Raw genomic sequence first — 19,922 nt, 5'->3', positions numbered from 1 at the left:
TTTAATAGACTATACATTGTTTTAATGAAATTTTTACGTGTTATCTTATTACCCATTGTACCTATTTACTATGTTATAACTTGGTTTAGAAACCTAATGTTTGACAAAGGATATAAGGCGTCTAAAAGCTACGATTTCCCTATTATTTGTGTTGGTAATTTAAGTACTGGAGGTACAGGAAAAACACCTATGGTGGAGTATTTAATCCGCTTGTTAAAGGGTAATACTAAGTTAGCAACGCTTAGCAGAGGATATGGTAGATCAAGTAAAGGCTTTGTATTAGGTAACGTGACGTCTGATGCTTTAAGTTTAGGGGACGAACCGTTTCAGTTTTACAACAAATTTAATAAAGATATTTTGGTAGCTGTTGATGGTAATAGGCAAGAAGGGATTGCTAAATTATTAGAGCAAAATCCCATGCCTGATGTTATTATTTTGGATGATGCTTTTCAGCATAGAAAAGTACAAGCAGGATTTAATGTGTTATTATCTACTTATGACAATTTATATACCGATGATTTTGTTTTACCAACGGGTAATTTAAGAGAGCCTAAAAGTGGGGCTAAACGCGCTAATATAGTTGTTGTTACTAAATGTCCTAGCGATTTAAGTGATCAGATTAAACAAGATATTATATCTAAAATTAAACCTTTAGCACACCAAGAGGTGTTTTTTAGTGTAATTAGATATAGTGCCGATGTAATTTTAGGGGATAAGAAACCTATTAGTCTAAAACAATTACCTGCATTTAAATTAATTACTGGTATTGCTAATGCAGCACCTTTAGTAGATTATTTAAATACAATTGGTTCAGAATTTGAACATATAGCTTTTAAAGACCATCATAGTTTTAGTCGTGGTGAAATTGATGAGATGTCTAAATATGCCTGTATTGTTACAACGGAAAAAGATTATATGCGCTTAAAAAGCGAGCCATCTTTACAAGGTAAGTTATATTATCTACCAATAGAAGTTCAAATTGATAGACCGGAGCAGTTTAATACGCTAATTAAAGACTTTGCAATTAATAACTAGGAAATCTTAAGCTTACTCTTTTTCAGTTAGCATTAATGCGTTAAATAGCTTCTTCTCAAACTCTTCTTGCTTAAATGGTTTTGGAATGATATCCGTGAAACCGGCTTCGTCAAATTCTTGCATTTTATCTTCTATAGTTACAGCGGTAAGTGCAAAAATAGTAAGCTCTTTATCAAACGATCTAATAATTTTAGTGGCTTCCATACCACTAATTCCTGGCATATGAATATCCATTAAGACAACATCATATTTTGTTGTTTTAACTTGTTCTACAGCATCTTCACCATTATCCACAACATCACAATATAGTTTCATTTTATTAAGGATCTTTTTTGTAATCATTTGATTAATCTTATTATCCTCAACAACTAATATTTTAATATTACTTAGTTCAATTTCATCGACTTCATTAAAGTAATTGGCTTTCTTTTCAACAATAACCTCATTACTCTTTTTCATAGGTATTTCAAAGAAGAAGGTTGTTCCTTTTCCTAACTCACTCTTCATATAAATCTTTCCTTTTAAAATATCTATTAATCCTTTTACAATAGAAAGACCAAGACCTGTACCACCATATTTTCTGTTAATTTGGATAGATCCTTGAGAAAAACTTTCAAACATATTTTGTTGTTTTTCTTCACTTATTCCAATACCATTATCTTCGACTTCATATCTAACTTCATAGTTATTGTCGTTTTGACTCTGCTTGATAATTCTAATCCAAATGTCTCCATCTTTGGTGAATTTAATAGAGTTTCCGATTAAGTTAATTAGTATTTGTGAGATTTTTAATTGGTCTGCATTAAAATTAGTTGGAAGCTCTCTATCGTATTCTAAGTGTAATTTTATGTTGTTGTCTAAAGCCGAATTGTTTAATGCTGAAATAACATTTTCTGCTTTCTTTTTTAAGTTGAACACTTCTGGTTCTATATCAACTTTATTAGCCTCAATTTTGTTAATCTGAAGGATGTCATTAATAAATGTCAATAAATAATCTCCGGAGAATTTTAACGATTTTAAGTGTTGTATTTGAGCAGGTTTCGGGTCTTCTTCCAATAGCATATTGGTTAATCCTGTTACGGCATATAAAGGCGTTCTAAGCTCGTGCGTTACTGTAGATAAGAAGTTAGCTTTGGTTTTTGTTGCTAATTCAGCTTTTTCCATTGCTATTGTTAATTCTGCATTTTTCTTGTGCAAAATGTTATTAGATTTTAATCTAATATTATTGTTTTTATATAGTGATAATGTCAGCAATGATAAAATAGTAATTAATGCAATACTTAAAATTGTAGTCAGTTTTTCTAACCATGTCGAACTCGCTTCTTTTTCTAAATCGGCTTCTTTTTCTAATTGGTATTCTATTGGGTTATTGTAAAGCTTGTCTAATCTTTTTTCTGGCGAAAGATAGCTGCGTTTTACTGCTAAGATAGAGTCGTTAAGGACTAAGTGTTTTTGTAAATAAGAATTAGCTTGTTTGTAGTCTTCTTTTTTAGTGTATAAATCACTTAAAGCTTTATATGCATTATTAACAATACCTCTGTGTTTTTCTTTTATGGCTAATGTTAGTCCTTGATTTATTGTGTTTTCAGCGTCCGTTAAGTCTCCTAACTCAGCTTTTGTTTTACCAAGATTAAGATAAATGCTACTTAGTATTTTATTGTTTTGGTAACGTTTTGCTAAGCTTATAGCTTCTTCATATTGCTCTATAGCATTATCAAATTGCTTTAGATTGTAGTAAGCGTCACCTTTGTACATTTTGGTTTCTGCTATATAATCATATAGATTTTCTTGTTCAAAAGCACCTTGTGCAGAATTGTAATAATCTAAAGCTCTACTATATTCATTACGACTCATAAAAACATTACCTATTGTTTTATAAGTTTCAGCTATATTAAGGTTGTCTTCAGCAAAGCGTTGTTTTTCTACAGCTTTAAATAGTGTTTTTAAAGCTTCAACAGGCTCTTCTGATATAAATTGAATTTTACCTATTTTAGAATAGATTAATCCAATACTCCTGTGGTCTTTTATTTGATAGGCTAGGTCAAGCGCTTGATCTAAGTCGCTTTGAGCTTTGTAGAATTCGTTATTGTCTATGTTTTTTTGAGCAATACTAATGTTGTAATTAATAGTGCTTTGTATAACCTCTTCTTCTTTTTGGGTAATATCTTGTGCTTGCAGATTTAGTCCTGCAAAAAAGAAGATAATGAAAGCGAAAGTTTTAATTATTTGGGACTTCATTTATTTCATTTATGAAAACAAATATAAATATTTATCCGACAAAAGTTATTTTTTTGCCGACAAATTGAATATCAAGTCTATAATTCGACTAGAATATCCTGTTTCGTTATCGTACCAACCAATTATCTTGACCATATTGCCAATAACAGAAGTCATTTGCGAATCAAAAATACATGAGTGCGGATTTCCTACAATGTCAATAGATACAATGGGATCTTCAGTATATTCTAATATGCCTTTATATTTTTGTTCCGAAGCCTTTTTAAAAGCATCATTTATCATAGGTATAGTAACCGCTTTTTTGACATTAAAAGTAATGTCTGTAAGTGATCCGTTAGCAACAGGTACTCTAATTCCGCAACCACCAATAACATCTGATAGTTCTGGGAATATTTTAGTTAATGCTTTTGCTGCACCAGTTGTTGTAGGTACAATACTTTGTCCTGCAGCTCTGGCACGTCTTAAATCGCGGTGCGGTTGATCATGTAAGCTTTGATCTGTGGTGTAAGAGTGTATTGTTGTTATGTAAGCTTGGTTAATGCCGCAAAGTTCATTAATGACATCAATCATTGGTGCGGCATTGTTTGTGGTACATGACGCATTGGATATTATAGTTTCCGTACCGTCCAATTCTGTTTGATTTACACCTAACACAATTGTTTTTATGTCATCTTCCGTTGCCGGAACACTTAGGATAACACGTTTTGCACCATTAGTAATATGATGTTGTAAATCTGCAGTGGTTTTAAATTTTCCAGTAGATTCTATAACAAAATCAGGAGCAAAAGGTGCCCAATTAATATGTTCAGGATGTTTTTGATTTAAAAGCGGAACGCTAACACCGTCAACAACTATATCTGTTTCTTTTGATTTAATTACAGCAGGAAATACACCATGAATACTGTCGTATTTTAGTAAATGGCTAAGTGTTTTAGCATCAGCTAAATCATTAATAGCAACAATTTTAATGTTTTTATTATTATGAAGTAATCTAAAAACACGTCGTCCTATGCGTCCAAAACCATTAATGGCAACAGTAATCATATTAATTAATGTGTTTTTGAGCTTTGTAAGAAGAGCGTACTAAAGCACTACTTTCGACATGTCTAAATCCTAATTTTAGACCAATTTCTTCATATTCTTTAAACTCATCAGGTAGGATAAAACGCTTCACTGGTAAGTGTTTTTTACTTGGTTGTAAGTATTGGCCAATAGTAACAACATCTACATCGTTATCACGCAAGTCATGCAGTGTTTGTATCACTTCTTCGCGTTCTTCTCCAAGACCTAGCATTATACCAGATTTTGTTCTACGTTGTCCTTGTTGTTTTAAGTATTTTAAAACACCTAAACTTTTTTCGTATTTAGCTTGTATACGGACTTCTCTTGTTAGTCTTTTTACAGTTTCGATATTGTGAGAAACAACTTCTGGAGCTACATCAATAATTCTATCAATATGCATCTCTACACCTTGAAAATCCGGAATCAAAGTTTCAAGTGTTGTTTCAGGGTTCATTCTTCGGACAGCTTTTACAGTTTCTGCCCACATAATACTACCCATATCTTTTAAATCATCTCTATCCACACTTGTTAAAACAGCGTGTTTAATACCCATGATTTTTATAGATCGTGCTACTTTTTCTGGCTCGTCCCAATCCACATCTTCTGGACGTCCTGTTTTAACACCGCAAAAGCCACAAGATCGTGTACATACATTACCTAAAATCATAAATGTAGCAGTCCCTTCTCCCCAACATTCTCCCATGTTTGGACAGCTTCCTGACGCACAAATTGTATTTAGGTTGTATTTATCTACTAGACCTCTTAATTCCGTGTATTTTTTACCCGTAGGTAATTTTACGCGTAACCATTTTGGTTTAGGTTGTCTTTTTGGTAAAATATTAGATGCAGTTTCTGTGTTCATAATTGCAGTTTTCTATACGCAAAGATACGAAGTATTTTGTTTAAAATTTAAGTAGAAGTCTTAAAGTCAATACGCGTTAGACTTACTTTTTTTGAATAATTTCTGCTAACAATTTTTTAGCACGAAGTAATTTAACTTTAATATTATTTATAGGTTCTTTTAATTCTTCCGAAATTTCTTTATAACTTAATTCTTGGAAGTATCTAAGATTTATAACTGCTTGATAATGCGGTTTTAATTTTTTAATATCGCGTAATAATTTGGCTAAGTTTTGTTCTGTAATAAGTTTGTCTTCAACAGATGGAGACTCATCTGCCACTAAATAAACTTCGTTTTCTTCTGTTTGAGACAGGGCTTGTTTAATACTGTTTTTTTCCTTTCTTATAATATCAATATGAATGTTTTTAGAAATAGTAATCAACCAAGTGTTAAAAGCGTAGGTATTGTCGTAAGATTCAATTTTATCAAAAGCTTTAGAGAACGTTTGAATGGTGATGTCTTCTGCATCATTTTCATTCTGAATACGTTTTAACTGAAACCCGTAAACTTTATCCCAATAATTATGTAGTAGATAGTTAAACGCTTTTTGGTCGTTTTTTTTAGCTCTTATTATTGCTTCGTCTATTTCCAATAATTTGGTTTTGATATTTTGTTAGTTATAAAGATACTAAATTGAAGTATAATCAGGGTTATTTCTAAAAAAGGTAATAGTAGAATTGTGTCTAATTCGTTTAGTTTTTTTGCTGAAAACCCTAAGGATAAATATTGCGTTATAAATCTAATTATAATAAGTCCTGCTACAAAAGGCCATAAGTAAGTTGTAATGGCTAACGAAATTCCTAATGTCCAAAATAAAACCTGCGTTATATAAAAAAGTGCTAATAAAAATTGATGCTTAACTTTATAGTGTTTGGCAGTAGATACGTGTCTTCGTTTCTGCTTAAACCAATCTTTTAAACTCATTTTAGGAATAGACGTTGTAAAACTTTCCCGGGTTGTACTTATACTTGTGTTTTTAGAGTTAGCAACTTCATTTATAAATAAATCGTCATCACCAGATCTAATTTTCATATGTTTAATAAATCCGTTAGATTTAAAAAACTCGTCGCGGTGATACGCTAAGTTTCTTCCAACACCCATGTATGGAATTCCAATTTTGGCAAACGAAAAATACTGTGTTGCTGTTATTAGGGTTTCAAATCGGATGATTTTATTTAATAAAGAGTTTTTAATTTTATTATAGGCTCCGTAACCTAAGACAATTGTGCTTTGATCTGAGAAGTTTGCACTCATCTGTGTTATCCATTGATTGGATAACGGTTTGCAATCTGCATCTGTGAATAATAAGTGGTCGTATTTAGCAGCTTTAATACCCAGAGACAGGGCGTATTTTTTATTTCCCCAGAAAGCTTCTATATTTTTAACATTGACAATCTTTATGTTATCGTGTCTAGATTTAAAATCTTCAAAAATATCAAGCGTATCATCATGAGACGAGTCGTTAATTAATACAATTTCAAAAACAGGATAATCTTGCTCTAAAATAGTAGGCAGAAAATTTTTAATGTTTTCAGCTTCGTTTTTAGCGCAAATAATGACCGAAACAGGAGTGCTTTTGACAGGCTTAGAATCGCTTTTAGAAAAAGCAAAACTACCAAAAAGTACGGCGTAATATAATACTTGAATAACCACTACAGTTACAAAACTGTAGAATAACACCTCAAGTATTAGCATGCTTTATGAGTGTTGAGTGTCGGTACAATTCTCAAATTGATCTGGCGTTTTTCCGCAAAATCCACAAGATTCTCCTTCTGTATTTAACATAGGATTTTGACTTGCACAAGTACCTGCAAATTTACCGTCTTTTTTAGCCCAAATTTTAATTGCAATTCCTGCAAAACCTAAACCTAATAGGCCTATAGTAAGTAATAAAAGTTTCAAAATAGTTGCTTTTTTAGATGTACAAAGATACGGTTTTTTAGAAAAACAAGATCACTTTTAACGTTTCAATAATCTTTGTCACATTATTTTGAACATTAAAATCAGTTTTTTAACGAAAATCTCATTTAGATGGATGTAAAGTGTCGGAATTCTTATTTTTTTTATAATTTACTGCTCTAACTTTTTAACAATTTAAATTATGAAAAAATTATTTGCAGAATTTTTTGGAACCTTTTGGTTGGTCTTTGGAGGATGTGGTAGTGCTATTTTTGCTGCTGGCTTCCCTGAATTAGGTATTGGGTTTGTAGGTGTGGCTTTGGCGTTTGGTTTAACAGTTTTAACCATGGCTTATGCTGTTGGTCATGTTTCTGGAGCGCATTTTAACCCTGCAGTATCTATAGGACTTTGGGCTGGAGGAAAGTTTCCTGCTAAAGAATTACCAGGTTATATAATTGCTCAATTAGTTGGTGCAATAGTGGCAGCAGTTGCATTAATGTATATTGTATCTGGTAAAGCTGGTTTTACAGATGTGGGTGGTTTTGCAGCTAATGGTTATGGAGATTTGTCCCCAGACGGGTATTCTATGATGTCTGCTTTGGTTACAGAGTTTTTATTAACCATGTTTTTTCTATTAATTATATTGGGTAGTACATATCCTAAAGCGCCTAAAGGTTTTGCAGGTATTGCAATTGGATTAGCGTTAACATTAATACATTTAATTAGTATTCCAATTACAAATACATCTGTTAATCCTGCAAGATCTACAAGTCAAGCATTATTTGCAGAAGGTGGAGATTACCTTGGACAACTATGGTTGTTTTGGTTAGCTCCAATTGCAGGAGCAATTGTTGCGGGATTGATACACAAATCCTTTTTTAGTAAAGACTAACTTATATTAGTTTAAACAAAAAAGCCTCACTTAATAAATGAGGCTTTTTTGTGTTGTTATGCGTTGTCTTTAATCGTTAATCTTTAAAGATATTTCGGCAACGGGCGTGTCGTTTGACCTTACCTGACTACCGCCTTTAGGTTCTATAGAGATACTTAGACCTAAAGCATCTTCCGTATAAGGGATTTCTTGAAGACGTCTGTCAGCTTGGCTTAAAACACCTAAGTTAACCATCTTATCCTGTAGTTCTGCCCAAATTTGATATACCTTATTGTCTGGTAATTGAGGTAATGATACTACATCAATCATTGATTTTTTTTCTTCAGGATTAATGTAAGCTACTGTTTTTAAATTTTTAGCTCTTGTATTTCCTTTTAGGACATATTTTTCTGTTTCAGGATTGTTTAATTGCTTAAACTGCTCTAATAATTGTGTTAATGTGCTGTTGTTGTTTGCAATGTCACTTCTTAGATCAAATATTTCGTCTGCAATTGTCTGATTTTCGCTTGATAATTGCTTGTTTTGGTTATAAAGATACACAGAGCTTACACCTAGCATTAGAGCTGTAAGACTAGCAGCAATAGCTAAACTGTACCATTTTCTTGTGCGTTTAGGTTTTAATGCAATTACGGGCTTGTCATCTAATGCATCTAACACATTACTTAAAACTAACTTAGGTGCTTTAACGGTATTTAATTGCGAGCTAAATTCTAATTTATCCTGTAGTGTATCGTATGCTTTTTTTACTTCTGGAAATTCAGAAATATAATGCTCAACCTCTAAGGTTTCAGAAGCATTAGTTTGACCTATTAAATACTTGTTTAATAAGTCAGAGTTTAAAAATGTAATTATTTTGTCATTCATCACTTTACAATTAAGGGTTGTAAATTTTCTTCAATTCACGTAACGCAATTTTTAATCTAGATTTTATAGTACCTAAAGGTATTTCCAATTCTTCGCTCGCTTCTTGTTGCGTCATTCCTTCAAAAAAGAGCGCGTTAACAACAACCTGATACTTTAAATCTAGAGTGTTTAAATGCTTTTTAATATCTAAAACATCCTCGTTTAAACTATTAGTTGTCAGTTTATATACGTTGGAATCTTCTATTTGGACTTCTTTTTTAGATTTATTATTTACGGATCTAATTTTATCTATTGCAGAGTTGTAAGCAATACGATATAACCAAGTAAATAATTTAGCTTTATCAGGATTGTAGCTTTTTCCTTTCTTCCAAACCTTTATAAGTGTTTCTTGAAGTACGTCTTGTGCTAAATCGTCATCAGAGATTACTTTCTTAATAACACCAAATAGGGCATCAGCATAGTTTTCATACAACAAGTTTATTGCTTGTTTATCACCATTTTTAAGGTGAGCTATAATATGTTCTTCTAATGAAAAATTCAAGCTTAGTAATTAAGGGTTGTTAGTTTAATTATTTTGAATTGAAGGTGTTGTGTGTCATTAAAAAATATTGACTTCGGCTTCAATAGAAATATTAAAGATACGATAAATAGTATTTTGTATCAATTTTGAGAGCTTTAATATGTCATTTCCTTTAGCATCACTATAGTTAACTAAGACTAACGCTTGTTTTTTATGAACCCCATAATTGTCAAATGTTTTGCCTTTAAAGCCCGCGGTTTCGATTAACCAACCGGCAGGAACTTTAACTTCTGTATCAGAAATTGTATAATGCGGTGCATTTGGAAAGTTTTCTTGAAGTTTAGAAAAAGCAGTGTTTGAAATGACTGGATTTTTAAAAAAACTACCAGAATTACCAATCTCTTTAGGGTTAGGTAGTTTGCTTTCGCGAATAGCAATAACAGCATTAGACACTTCTTGTATTGTAGGCTGCGTAATATTGTTTTGTTCTAATTGGGCTGTGATAGCGCCATAATTAGTATGTAAAGTGTGGTTTTTAACACTAAGTTTAAAAACCACACTTGTTATAATATAGTGTCCTTTTGCTTCTTGTTTAAAAATAGAGTTACGGTATCCAAATTTACAGTCTGCATTACTAAATTCTTCTAACTCTAAAGTTTTTAGATTTAGTGCGGAGCAAGCGTAAAAGTTGTCTTTTAACTCAATACCATAAGCGCCTATATTTTGTATAGGACTTGTGCCAACATTACCTGGGATTAAGGATAGGTTTTCTAATCCTCCAAAATCTTGATTTAAAGTCCATAATACAAACTCGTGCCAGTTTTCGCCAGCTTGAGATTCGATAAAAACTTCAGTCTCTGTTTTTGAGATAATAGTTTTACCTTTTAGATCTAGATGTATTACAAGCTTATCCACATCTTTGGTTAGTAGCATATTGCTACCACCACCAAGGATAAAGGTGTCTTCAATTTTGTTAGTAGAAAATACAGCTTTTAAATCGGCTATGTTTTTAACGGAGACAAATTGCTTTGCATTAACATCAATACCAAAAGTATTGTATGGTTTTAGAGATATGTTGTTTAAAATTTGCACTAATCTTTGTATACTTTAAGAGCTTCTTTTAAAATATTTACTGCTTTTTTTAAGCTTTCAGTATTTAACACATAAGCAATTCTGATTTGATTTAAACCTACGCCTGGCGTACTATAAAAACCTGCAGCAGGAGCAACCATAACAGTTTCGCCATCTACATCAAAATCTTCTAAAAGCCATTGCGCAAAAACATCACTATTTTTTACAGGCAATTGTGCTATACAGTAAAAAGCTCCTTTAGGATTAGCAACTTGCACACCTTCAATCTTATTTAATTCTTCAATTAAAACGTTTCTTCTTTCTACATATTCTTCAATAACATCATCAAAATAACTTTGTGGTGTTTCTAAAGCGGCTTCACTAGCAATTTGTGCTAATGTAGGAGGACTTAAACGTGCTTGTGCAAATTTTAAACCAGTTGCAATTACGTCTTTGTTTTTAGAGACTAAACATCCAATACGTGCGCCACACATACTGTAACGTTTAGAAACAGAATCTATGACAATAGCATTGTCGTCTAATCCATCAACTTGCAAGATAGAGTAGTGCGTTGCACCATCATAAGCAAACTCACGGTAAACCTCGTCAGCAATTAAAAACAAATCATGTTTTTTAACAATTGCAGCTAGTTTTTCTATTTCCTCTTTAGAGTATAAATAACCTGTAGGGTTACCTGGGTTACAAATTAAGATTGCTTTTGTCTTAGGTGTAATTAATTTTTCAAACTCTTCAATTGGAGGTAAAGCAAAATTGTCTTCAATTTTAGAAATTACAGGAACAACCTTTACGCCAGAAGCAGTAGAAAATCCATTGTAGTTAGCATAAAATGGTTCTGGTATAATAACCTCGTCATCTACATCCATAATACTTCCAAAAGCAAAAAGCAAGGCTTCACTACCACCAGTAGTTACAATAATGTCATCGTGTTTTACGTGGATGTCATTGTTTTTGTAGTAGTTGGCTATTTTTGTACGGTATTGTTCTGATCCTTCAGATCTTGAATAAGACAACACCTCTATATCAGCATCTTTTACAGCTTGCATTGCTATAGTTGGTGTTTTAATATCTGGTTGACCTATGTTTAGGTAGTAGATACTTTTACCGGCTTTTGCAGCTTTTTCTGCAAATGGCACTAATTTTCTTATTGGTGACTGTGGCATGGATAGCCCTTTGTTAGAAATTTTTGGCATTACAAATTATTTAGATTACAAATTTGCGAAAATAATTGATAAGTTTCCTAATAAAAAAGGTCTTTTAAAAAAGCGATATTGTTAAACTTTTTTTAACCTGGAAAAACAATTAGTTAATTGTAAAACAATAACAAAAAAAAAGCCGAAACATAATGTTTCGGCTTTTTTGTATAAATGTTAATAAAGATTATTTCTCCATTACACTTTTTCCTTTTTTCTCTAAAACACTTGTTTTGGATGGGTCAATAACTTCCCCTTTTATTTTAAGAGATACTGTTGGCGTTTCAGCATTAGATAAAACAGTAATCGTTTTTCTAATTGGCATAACTCTTTGTGTATCGTATTTTACTTCAATTTCTCCAGTTTGTCCTGGCATTACTGGTGCTTCTGGTTTTTTAGGCACAGTACAACCACAGCTAGAACTAACTTTAGATACTATTAAAGGCGCATCTCCAGTATTAGTAAATTCAAAAGTTCTAATTCCGTTATCACCTTTGTTAATTGTTCCGTAGTCAATAGTAGTGTCCTTAAACTCTATTTTGGCCATTTTTTCTTGAGCATTCATCGATAAACTAATAAGTCCGATAAATAATATTGTAAATAATTTTTTCATTGTATTTTGATTTTATTGGTTTGTAAATCTAATTACTTTTTATTCCTTTTGCAAAGTTATTAGATGTAATGCATACTTGCAAATACTTATAACATATTTAACTATACATTATTCATCGTTATAATTTCACAAAAACAGAAATATAAGTACTTTTGTAATCTATATTTCAAAAACTATTCCAAAGTATGCAAATTCCATCAAAATATAATGCTGTTCAAGCAGAAAACAAATGGTATGACTACTGGATGAAGAATAATTATTTTCATTCTACGCCAGATGACAGAGAACCATATACCATTGTAATCCCTCCACCAAACGTAACAGGAGTCTTGCATATGGGACATATGCTTAACAATACTATTCAGGATGTTTTGATACGTCGTGCACGTTTGCAAGGTAAAAATGCATGTTGGGTACCTGGTACAGATCACGCATCAATTGCTACTGAAGCTAAAGTTGTTGCCAAATTAAAAGGGCAAGGTATTGACAAAAATGACCTGACAAGGGACGAGTTTTTGGCACATGCTTGGGAATGGACAGAAGAATATGGAGGCGTAATCCTTGAACAACTTAAAAAATTAGGATGTTCTTGTGATTGGGAACGCACAAAATTTACGATGGACGACGACATGTCTGAAGCTGTAATTAAAGTATTTGTGGACCTACATGACAAAGGATTAATATATAGAGGTTACCGCATGGTAAACTGGGATCCGGAAGCAAAGACAACGTTGTCTGATGAGGAGGTTATCCATGAAGAGCGTCAAGGAAACTTATACTACATAAATTATAAAATTGAAGGAAGTGATGATACATTAACTATCGCTACAACACGTCCTGAAACAATATTTGGAGATACAGCAATTTGTATTAATCCAGAAGACGAAAGGTTTGCACACTTACGTGGAAAAAAAGCCATTGTGCCAATTTCTAATCGTGTTATTCCTATAATCGAAGATGACTATGTTGATATCGAATTTGGAACAGGGTGTTTAAAAGTAACGCCTGCTCATGACGAAAACGATAAGAATCTTGGAGACAAACACAAATTAGAAGTTATTGATATCTTTCATGAAGATGCCACATTAAATAGCTTTGGATTACAATTTGAAGGTCAAGATCGTTTTGTTGCTAGAAAAAATGTAGCAAAAGAATTAGAAACAATTGGTGTTTTAGTGAAGACTGAAACGCACATGAATAAAGTCGGGACCTCAGAACGTACAAAAGCAGTTATAGAGCCAAGATTAAGTGACCAATGGTTCTTAAAAATGGAAGAGTTGGTAAAGCCAGCAATTGAAGCCGTTTTAGGAGAAGATGCTGAGATTAAATTATTTCCGAAGAAATTTGAAAATACATACCGTCACTGGTTAGAAAATATTCGTGATTGGAATATCTCACGTCAATTACTTTGGGGACAACAAATTCCTGCTTATTTCTATGGCGATGGAAAAGAAGATTTTGTAGTTGCAGAAACATTAGAAGACGCTGTTTTAAAAGCACAAAAGGTAACAGGAAGAGCAGATTTAAAGGCAACAGATTTAAAGCAAGATACAGATGCTTTAGATACATGGTTTAGCTCTTGGTTATGGCCAATGTCTGTTTTTGATGGTATCCGTAATCCAGAAAACGAAGAAATTAAATATTACTATCCTACTAACGATTTAGTTACCGGTCCAGATATTTTATTCTTTTGGGTAGCACGTATGATAATTGCAGGTTATGAGTATAAAGATCAAAAGCCATTTAACAATGTATACTTAACAGGTCTAGTACGTGATAAACAACGTCGTAAGATGAGTAAGTCTCTTGGGAACTCACCAGACGCTTTAAAATTAATTGAAGAGTATAGTGCAGATGGTGTTAGAGTTGGGTTACTATTAAGTAGTGCTGCAGGAAACGATTTAATGTTTGATGAAACTTTATGCCAACAAGGAAAAGGTTTTGGAAACAAAGTTTGGAACGCCTTTAACTTAACTAATCTATGGGAGGTTAATGATACAATAGCGCAACCTGACTCAAGTAAAATTGCTTTAGATTGGTACGAAGCTAAATTTAGCGAAGCCCTTTTAGAGATTGAAGATCATTTTAGTAAATACCGTTTAAGCGATGCTTTAATGTCTATTTACAAACTGATTTATGACGATTTCTGTGGATGGTTGCTAGAGATTGTAAAACCAGCATATCAACAACCCATTGATGCTGCAACGTATAATAAAGTGATGGCTATTTTTGAGGAAAACTTAAAAATATTACATCCATTTATGCCTTTCTTAACGGAAGAAATTTGGCAATATATTGCTGAAAGGACTCCAGAGGAAGCATTAATAGTTTCAAAATGGCCGGTAGCTAAACCTGTAAATAAAGAATTGATTTCTCAGTTCGAATTTGCTTCGGAAGTTATTTCTGGAATAAGAACGGTAAGAAAAGAAAAGAATATTGCTTTTAAAGATGCTATTGGTTTTTCTGTAATAAATAATGAAAATTTAAATACAGCGTTTGACACCGTTATTGCAAAATTAGGTAATTTAGAAGCTATCGATTATGTAAAAGAACCTGTTGAAGGCGCTTTAACTTTTAGAGTAAAATCTAACGAGTACTTTATACCAATGGATGGCGCAATAGACGTAGAGGCTGAAATTGTAAAGTTAACAGAAGAGTTAAACTATACTGAAGGTTTCCTTAAATCAGTACAAAAGAAGCTGTCTAACGAGCGCTTTGTTGCTGGAGCTCCAGAACAAGTTGTCGCTTCTGAGAAGAAGAAAGAAGCAGATGCTTTAGCGAAGATCGAAACTTTAAAATCTAGTTTAGCTAGTTTGAAGTAGTTAAAATAGACTAAGCGTAGTCGATATGCTTTATAAAATTAAAAAGCCTTTCCAATTGGAAAGGCTTTTTTGTTATTCAGGTCATTGGTTAATTGCTATTGATTATTTCCCTTAAATAACTAACTACATATTAGTTACCTAATCATTAAAAATGTTACCCTTTTTTTTAATTTTTTTAAATTAAACTTCATAAAGAGTTGTAGATTAGTGACTTGTATTTTTATTTTTAAGCATATAACATGTTAGTTATAACATATTTTGTTGTTTTAATCTAATAAATTTATAATCTCATTACAAATCAATTCTGATAATTCATTTTTATCTAAATGGCATTCTTCTACTAGTTTAGAAGTCGCACATTCAGTATTTATAACGTTTACGCTTTTTTTAAGCGTATCATTTTGAGTATTTATACCTGAAATTGTAATATATAGTAGAAAAACAAATGCCATTTTTTGTGTTAATTTAAAAAGCCCTTCCGTTAGGAAAGGCTTTTATGGTTATTGGTTGATTTTGACTAGTCCCCTTAATAAATAACTAACTACAAATAGGTTCCTTGATCTTTAAAAATGTTACCCAGGTTTTTGTTTTTTTTTAATTTGAATTAATTTTCTGATCTTCTTTTTGCGTATTAAATATCTAAACTAATAAAGAAGAAATATATAAGAGAATAATAATTGATTAGTTTTAAATAAATAAAAAAATGTCAAGCTGAATTTATTCTTGGGTTGGTGTTTTTTATTTAAGTTGTAATTGCTATATCTTAAGACCTTAACTTTAGCTGTAAAATAATATATTATAACTACTAAGAGATGATGCATTACATTTGTTTGTAATGGACACGCATAATAGTATTATAAAATTAAAAAGCCTTTCCAATTGGAAAGGCTTTTATGGTTTTTGATTGATTGTGCTATTGGTTTTTATTTTTATTTCTTAAATAGTTCCCTAAAGTTAGGCGTATTATTAGTAAAGTGATTACCCCTATAACAAAGTTAGTCCAAAAAGTCATATTTATAGTTTAATCGCCCATAGCAGCACAGATTGCAAATTCGGCTACCATTATCATAGTGCCCCAGCCTGAAAGACCAGCAGCAAATTTCTTTACAACCTTTTTTGCTGCTCTTTTTAGAGCTCTACCTGTTATTTTTTTTCCTTGCAGTGCATCTCTTAAAGTTGTCAATGAATCTAATCCAAGAGCGGAAACAGCGCAACCGCTAATTGTACCCCAACTTTGTGCATTTGCAGTATGAATACCTAGTATTGATAAAGGGTTAATGATAGTGGTTAAACTCTCGGCTTCTTCTTCAACTGTTATAATACCATGCACTAGAGGTACTAATGCGGAATCATCTTCACCATCTAATATTTCAAGAATATCATTATCGGTTAAGTCTCTTGATAATAGAAAGTCTTTCGCCGTTTGTATCGATGGATCGATTGCACTATTAATAGTTTCAAGGGATATTTGAATTATAAATGTGCAGTTAGAAGTGTCAAAAGGGGTTGTTTCATTAGTAATTGTGGTATTTACATTTAATGATGTATTTGTGGTTGTGTTATTTGTTGGAGCTGCCTCTAAAAGGGTGTTTTTCTGTATTTCATTTTGTAATAAGGATTGAAAACTTGGTAATCTATTTATGAAATTACTTATTTTAGAGCTAACAGGTTGTCCGTCAATTCTATTTAGGGAATTATTTATTGGGGTGCTAACAAATTGTCCGTCAATTGTTTGTATGCAGAAACTTAAATAGGAGTCGGGTGAAAGTCTGGAAGTTTCAGCTTGGTTAGTTTTCGTTTGTTTAATGATTGGTATATCAATTATTCTTTCTCTAGTCTCATGTAATGATTCTAAAAAACTCTTTTTCTCAGTACTACTAATTTCATCGTTTTCATCAATGTTTTCTGTTTGACAAGATTGGAATATTATTATACTCCCTATTAGTATTAATTTGATAGTAAAAATTGCTAAGGTTCCTTTAATTATTTTTTTTATGTTATAAGTCATTTTGGTTTATAAGTTTATTAGTTTATAATTTGTTTTGTTGTTTTGTATTTAACGATAATTAAATTTTGTCTCTATTTTTTTATGTAGGGGGAGCTTTGATAGGTGTTCTAAATCCTATAGATAAAAGATAATTCAAGTAAAAAAAATGTTTCTGGTTATCTAAATGATCTTTAGTAATTTTTGATTTTTGAAGAAGGTATTTTTCTAAAAAGGATAAAGTGTCTTTCAAAATAATTAAGAATTAGTTGTTTTCTTAATTGTTCCTTAAGTCTAAGATATGTTACCCACTATTTTCTTTTTTTTAAAATAAAAAACAACAGGATTAATAATAGAACGCTTAGAATAATGTAATACAATGAGTCGTTGTTTAGTTTTATTACAGAATCATCACCAATTAAAATCAAAGAAGACCAGTAGTAAGGAGATGCTTCGCTTAAGCTATGTACAGCTAAGTAATCAAGTTTTGCGTTTCTTAAAGCGGCACTTTTAGATTTACCATTTTTTAGGTGTTGATAAAAAGAGAGTGTGATTTCAGTATTTGATTTGTCATTAACATTCCATAAAGAAGAAATAACACTTTTGGCACCTGAATAGAAAAACCCACGTGCTAAACTAAACACACCTTCCCCGTTATTTAGTTCTCCCATAGAACTATTACAAGCATTCAGAACTACTAATTCGGCCTGATTTTTTGTAGTGTATAACTCGTTTAAATATAGTTTTTGGTTTTTAAATGCAATCCAAGGTGAAATTGAATCATTAGCATTTGCATGCGTTGATAAATGAATAATTTTATATTTATTCATTTCGGATAAAAAGGCTTGTTTTGTTGCGTTATTGCTTAGATAATTTTTCCCATTTATTATTCTTTCTGTAGCCTTAATTTCGTTTTTGCTTTCTGGTAAGTTTTGTAAATTATCGTAATTAAAAATAGTTGGAGCAAAACCCAAAAAATCTTTTTTTGCACTTCTTTCAAGACTATTGTTTTTGGTAAGAAAAGATAGTGAATAAGCATAGCTTATTTCGTGACTTTTTATTAAAAAACTATTAGCATTTAAATCTGTGATTAAGGCTTCGAATGGTATTTTAGATAAGTCACTGTCAGGAATTATTATTAGCTTTTTGTGTTTGTTTATTAACGTTTTAATTGATTGGGTTGGGAATAGTTTGTCGTAAAGTTTAAAAGCGTTTAGTTTAAATTGTTTGAGCTTTTCTTTGTTACTAAATGGTTTAGAAATAGATTTTTGAAATTGTTTTACCAGTTGATTAAAAGTAGTCAGGTTGTTTATTTTGAAAATTTCAGAAGAATGCTTTGTAATAGCTACCCCATAAAGTGCATCAAATTGATTTTCTGTTTTATCCCATATAAAAGTTATATATAATGTACTGTCCGTAATTTGGTTTTGAATTTCATTTAACGTAAGGACTTTAGAAATTTTTTGGTAATTATCATATTCTGGGTAATTAAATTGAAGCGAGTCTTTTAGTTTTTTTAACTGTTCTTTCTTGTTTACTAGTAGTAACCTGATACTATCATTAGCTTTATTTTTTATTAGTCTCTTTAAAGCATAGCTTTCTTTTTTAATATTATTTTCTGTATCTAATATTATTTTAGGAAGACTTAGGTTGTTTTGTATTCTTATTCTTGTAGCATTATTTAATAAAAGTAAAGCTTTGTTTTTTTCAGTATAGTAAAATGCTTTTGTAGTATTGTTGGTTAGGTGTGATAAGTGCGCTCCTAAATAGTAAAAATAGGAGGCTTCTTGTCTCCAATGTATTTGAGAGTCTTCATCTTTTATTTCTGTAAAAATATCATCTAAAATAAGGTCTGATAACTCAAGTGTTTCGGAAGCGTGATTTAAATGTTTTTTGTCTTTTGTATGAATGAAATATTTTATCCAAGCATAATATTTTTCGTATAAAATAGATAGTAATTTCTTTTTATTTTCGTTGCTAATTTTATCTATATGCGGTAGTTGTTTTGGTGTTTTTAAATTTGTGTTTAATAATTCGTCTATGGCTTTATTATGATAAATTAGTGCGCTTTCTGGGTTATCCTGAAGATAACTATTGATTCCAAGAAGTTTGTAAAGGACACTAAAATGTGTTGGGATATTAATGTCTAGAGCTCTCTGGTAATATTTTTTTGAAAGTTCTAATTCTTGTTGTGTTGATGTTACACCGTTAGAACTTAACATACCTAGGTTTATCAGGTTTATCTGAAGTCTTCTTAGGTCTCCCTTACTTTTTATGTATTCTAATGCTTTGTTATAGTGTTTTAAGGCTTCTTTTTTACGATTAGATAACATGTAATAGCCTCCAAGATTGTTATTTATACTATAAAGGGTGTCAAAGTCTAGTGTTTTTGAATTGGAGTGTGACTCTGCTAATTTTAAGTAGAAAATAGCTTTGTCTAAATTGTTTTGATCTTCTAATTTCCGGTGTATATGTGCAATTTCAATATAGTTTTTAATATTAGATTCTGGGTTTTTTTTGTGAGTTTTATATATTAATTTTTCATAATAATAAATACTGTTGTAGTAATCGTTTAAAGCATTATAGCTATTAGCAATTAATTTTAAATATTCAATCTCGTTTTTTGAGTTACTTGTGGTTTCTATTTTTGATAAACAAAAATCAATACATTTTTTATATGTTTTGTTGTCAAATAAAGATTGTGCTATTTCTAAATTATTATTATTAATTTTTATATAAGTATAAGTTTCAGCTCTTTTGGCCTTAGTTTTAAAACATGCCAAATTAGAGCTGAGACTGATAATCAGTAA

Annotated in this window: 17 protein-coding genes; 3 read left to right on the top strand and 14 right to left on the bottom strand. The window is 31.4% G+C overall.

Translation table 11 applies throughout. The features are described 5' to 3' along the window. The first annotated feature begins 24 nt into the window (after positions 1-24). Entirely contained in the window at positions 25-1,035 is a 1,011-nt protein-coding gene (gene lpxK, locus CXF54_RS13435) for a tetraacyldisaccharide 4'-kinase (RefSeq protein ID WP_101203910.1), read from the top strand. Positions 1,036-1,047: 12 nt separating this feature from the next. Here the strand turns inward: lpxK and CXF54_RS13430 are convergent, their stop codons facing one another. The 6 genes from CXF54_RS13430 to CXF54_RS13405 form a co-directional block, all read right to left on the bottom strand. Further along, a complete protein-coding gene (locus CXF54_RS13430) occupies positions 1,048-3,273 on the bottom strand; it encodes an ATP-binding protein (protein ID WP_101203909.1) in 2,226 nt (741 codons plus the stop codon). A 45-nt stretch (positions 3,274-3,318) separates the two neighbouring features. Continuing rightward, on the bottom strand, positions 3,319-4,317 hold the full coding sequence (gap, locus tag CXF54_RS13425) for a type I glyceraldehyde-3-phosphate dehydrogenase (protein ID WP_101203908.1): 999 nt from the start codon (positions 4,315-4,317) through the stop codon (positions 3,319-3,321). A 1-nt stretch (position 4,318) separates the two neighbouring features. Further along, positions 4,319-5,197, bottom strand: a complete 879-nt coding sequence (gene lipA, locus CXF54_RS13420; protein WP_090837513.1) for a lipoyl synthase — start codon at positions 5,195-5,197, stop codon at positions 4,319-4,321. A gap of 82 nt (positions 5,198-5,279) precedes the next feature. Continuing rightward, positions 5,280-5,828 carry an RNA polymerase sigma factor gene (locus CXF54_RS13415; protein WP_090837512.1) on the bottom strand — a complete coding sequence of 183 codons (549 nt, stop codon included), beginning with the start codon at positions 5,826-5,828 and terminating at the stop codon, positions 5,280-5,282. Beyond that, positions 5,819-6,931: a glycosyltransferase gene (locus CXF54_RS13410; protein WP_198551079.1), complete on the bottom strand. Its 1,113-nt coding sequence runs from the start codon at positions 6,929-6,931 to the stop codon at positions 5,819-5,821. Before CXF54_RS13410 ends, CXF54_RS13415 begins: the two co-directional genes overlap by 10 nt. A 3-nt stretch (positions 6,932-6,934) precedes the next feature. Next, entirely contained in the window at positions 6,935-7,138 is a 204-nt protein-coding gene (locus CXF54_RS13405; RefSeq protein WP_090837510.1) for a membrane or secreted protein, read from the bottom strand. A 199-nt stretch (positions 7,139-7,337) separates the two neighbouring features. On the opposite strand from CXF54_RS13405, the gene aqpZ reads away from it, so the two are divergent. Continuing rightward, positions 7,338-8,027: an aquaporin Z gene (gene aqpZ, locus CXF54_RS13400; protein WP_101203907.1), complete on the top strand. Its 690-nt coding sequence runs from the start codon at positions 7,338-7,340 to the stop codon at positions 8,025-8,027. Positions 8,028-8,096: 69 nt separating this feature from the next. Here aqpZ and CXF54_RS13395 read toward each other — a convergent pair whose 3' ends face one another. The 5 genes from CXF54_RS13395 to CXF54_RS13375 form a co-directional block, all read right to left on the bottom strand. After that, positions 8,097-8,891: an anti-sigma factor domain-containing protein gene (locus tag CXF54_RS13395; protein WP_101203906.1), complete on the bottom strand. Its 795-nt coding sequence runs from the start codon at positions 8,889-8,891 to the stop codon at positions 8,097-8,099. Between the two features lie 10 nt (positions 8,892-8,901). Next, on the bottom strand, positions 8,902-9,432 hold the full coding sequence (locus CXF54_RS13390) for an RNA polymerase sigma factor (protein ID WP_090837505.1): 531 nt from the start codon (positions 9,430-9,432) through the stop codon (positions 8,902-8,904). Positions 9,433-9,489: 57 nt separating this feature from the next. Beyond that, complete coding sequence (gene murB, locus CXF54_RS13385; RefSeq protein ID WP_101203905.1) at positions 9,490-10,503, bottom strand: UDP-N-acetylmuramate dehydrogenase; 1,014 nt, start codon at positions 10,501-10,503, stop codon at positions 9,490-9,492. Then, positions 10,503-11,693 (bottom strand): pyridoxal phosphate-dependent aminotransferase, encoded by a 1,191-nt coding sequence (locus tag CXF54_RS13380; RefSeq protein ID WP_101203904.1) that lies wholly within the window; start codon positions 11,691-11,693, stop codon positions 10,503-10,505. Before CXF54_RS13380 ends, murB begins: the two co-directional genes overlap by 1 nt. 187 nt (positions 11,694-11,880) lie before the next feature. Next, on the bottom strand, positions 11,881-12,306 hold the full coding sequence (locus CXF54_RS13375; RefSeq protein ID WP_090837498.1) for a DUF1573 domain-containing protein: 426 nt from the start codon (positions 12,304-12,306) through the stop codon (positions 11,881-11,883). 185 nt (positions 12,307-12,491) lie between these two features. Here CXF54_RS13375 and CXF54_RS13370 point away from each other — a divergent pair, with 185 nt between their 5' ends. Then, positions 12,492-15,128: a valine--tRNA ligase gene (locus CXF54_RS13370; protein WP_101203903.1), complete on the top strand. Its 2,637-nt coding sequence runs from the start codon at positions 12,492-12,494 to the stop codon at positions 15,126-15,128. 266 nt (positions 15,129-15,394) lie between these two features. Here CXF54_RS13370 and CXF54_RS13365 read toward each other — a convergent pair whose 3' ends face one another. The 3 genes from CXF54_RS13365 to CXF54_RS13355 all read right to left on the bottom strand — a co-directional run bounded on the left by CXF54_RS13365 (position 15,395) and on the right by CXF54_RS13355 (position 19,895). After that, on the bottom strand, positions 15,395-15,580 hold the full coding sequence (locus tag CXF54_RS13365) for a hypothetical protein (RefSeq protein WP_090837495.1): 186 nt from the start codon (positions 15,578-15,580) through the stop codon (positions 15,395-15,397). A gap of 569 nt (positions 15,581-16,149) precedes the next feature. Then, entirely contained in the window at positions 16,150-17,136 is a 987-nt protein-coding gene (locus CXF54_RS13360) for a hypothetical protein (RefSeq protein WP_101203902.1), read from the bottom strand. Positions 17,137-17,423: 287 nt separating this feature from the next. Further along, complete coding sequence (locus tag CXF54_RS13355) at positions 17,424-19,895, bottom strand: CHAT domain-containing protein (RefSeq protein WP_101203901.1); 2,472 nt, start codon at positions 19,893-19,895, stop codon at positions 17,424-17,426. Between the last annotated feature and the right edge of the window lie 27 nt (positions 19,896-19,922).

It is taken from the genome of Olleya sp. 1-3, from assembly GCF_002836085.1.
Taxonomy (GTDB): Bacteria; Bacteroidota; Bacteroidia; order Flavobacteriales; family Flavobacteriaceae; genus Olleya; species Olleya namhaensis.
This window is presented reverse-complemented; position numbering and strand designations above follow the sequence as displayed.

Excerpts from the sequence above, each read along its gene's own strand:
- lpxK (WP_101203910.1), top strand. The coding sequence starts at position 25 with ATGAAATTTTTACGTGTTATCTTATTACCCATTGTACCTATTTACTAT.
- CXF54_RS13430 (WP_101203909.1), bottom strand. The coding sequence starts at position 3,273 with ATGAAGTCCCAAATAATTAAAACTTTCGCTTTCATTATCTTCTTTTTT.
- gap (WP_101203908.1), bottom strand. The coding sequence starts at position 4,317 with ATGATTACTGTTGCCATTAATGGTTTTGGACGCATAGGACGACGTGTT.
- lipA (WP_090837513.1), bottom strand. The coding sequence starts at position 5,197 with ATGAACACAGAAACTGCATCTAATATTTTACCAAAAAGACAACCTAAA.
- CXF54_RS13410 (WP_198551079.1), bottom strand. The coding sequence starts at position 6,931 with ATGCTAATACTTGAGGTGTTATTCTACAGTTTTGTAACTGTAGTGGTT.
- aqpZ (WP_101203907.1), top strand. The coding sequence starts at position 7,338 with ATGAAAAAATTATTTGCAGAATTTTTTGGAACCTTTTGGTTGGTCTTT.
- CXF54_RS13395 (WP_101203906.1), bottom strand. The coding sequence starts at position 8,891 with ATGAATGACAAAATAATTACATTTTTAAACTCTGACTTATTAAACAAG.
- CXF54_RS13380 (WP_101203904.1), bottom strand. The coding sequence starts at position 11,693 with ATGCCAAAAATTTCTAACAAAGGGCTATCCATGCCACAGTCACCAATA.
- CXF54_RS13375 (WP_090837498.1), bottom strand. The coding sequence starts at position 12,306 with ATGAAAAAATTATTTACAATATTATTTATCGGACTTATTAGTTTATCG.
- CXF54_RS13370 (WP_101203903.1), top strand. The coding sequence starts at position 12,492 with ATGCAAATTCCATCAAAATATAATGCTGTTCAAGCAGAAAACAAATGG.
- CXF54_RS13365 (WP_090837495.1), bottom strand. The coding sequence starts at position 15,580 with ATGGCATTTGTTTTTCTACTATATATTACAATTTCAGGTATAAATACT.
- CXF54_RS13360 (WP_101203902.1), bottom strand. The coding sequence starts at position 17,136 with ATGACTTATAACATAAAAAAAATAATTAAAGGAACCTTAGCAATTTTT.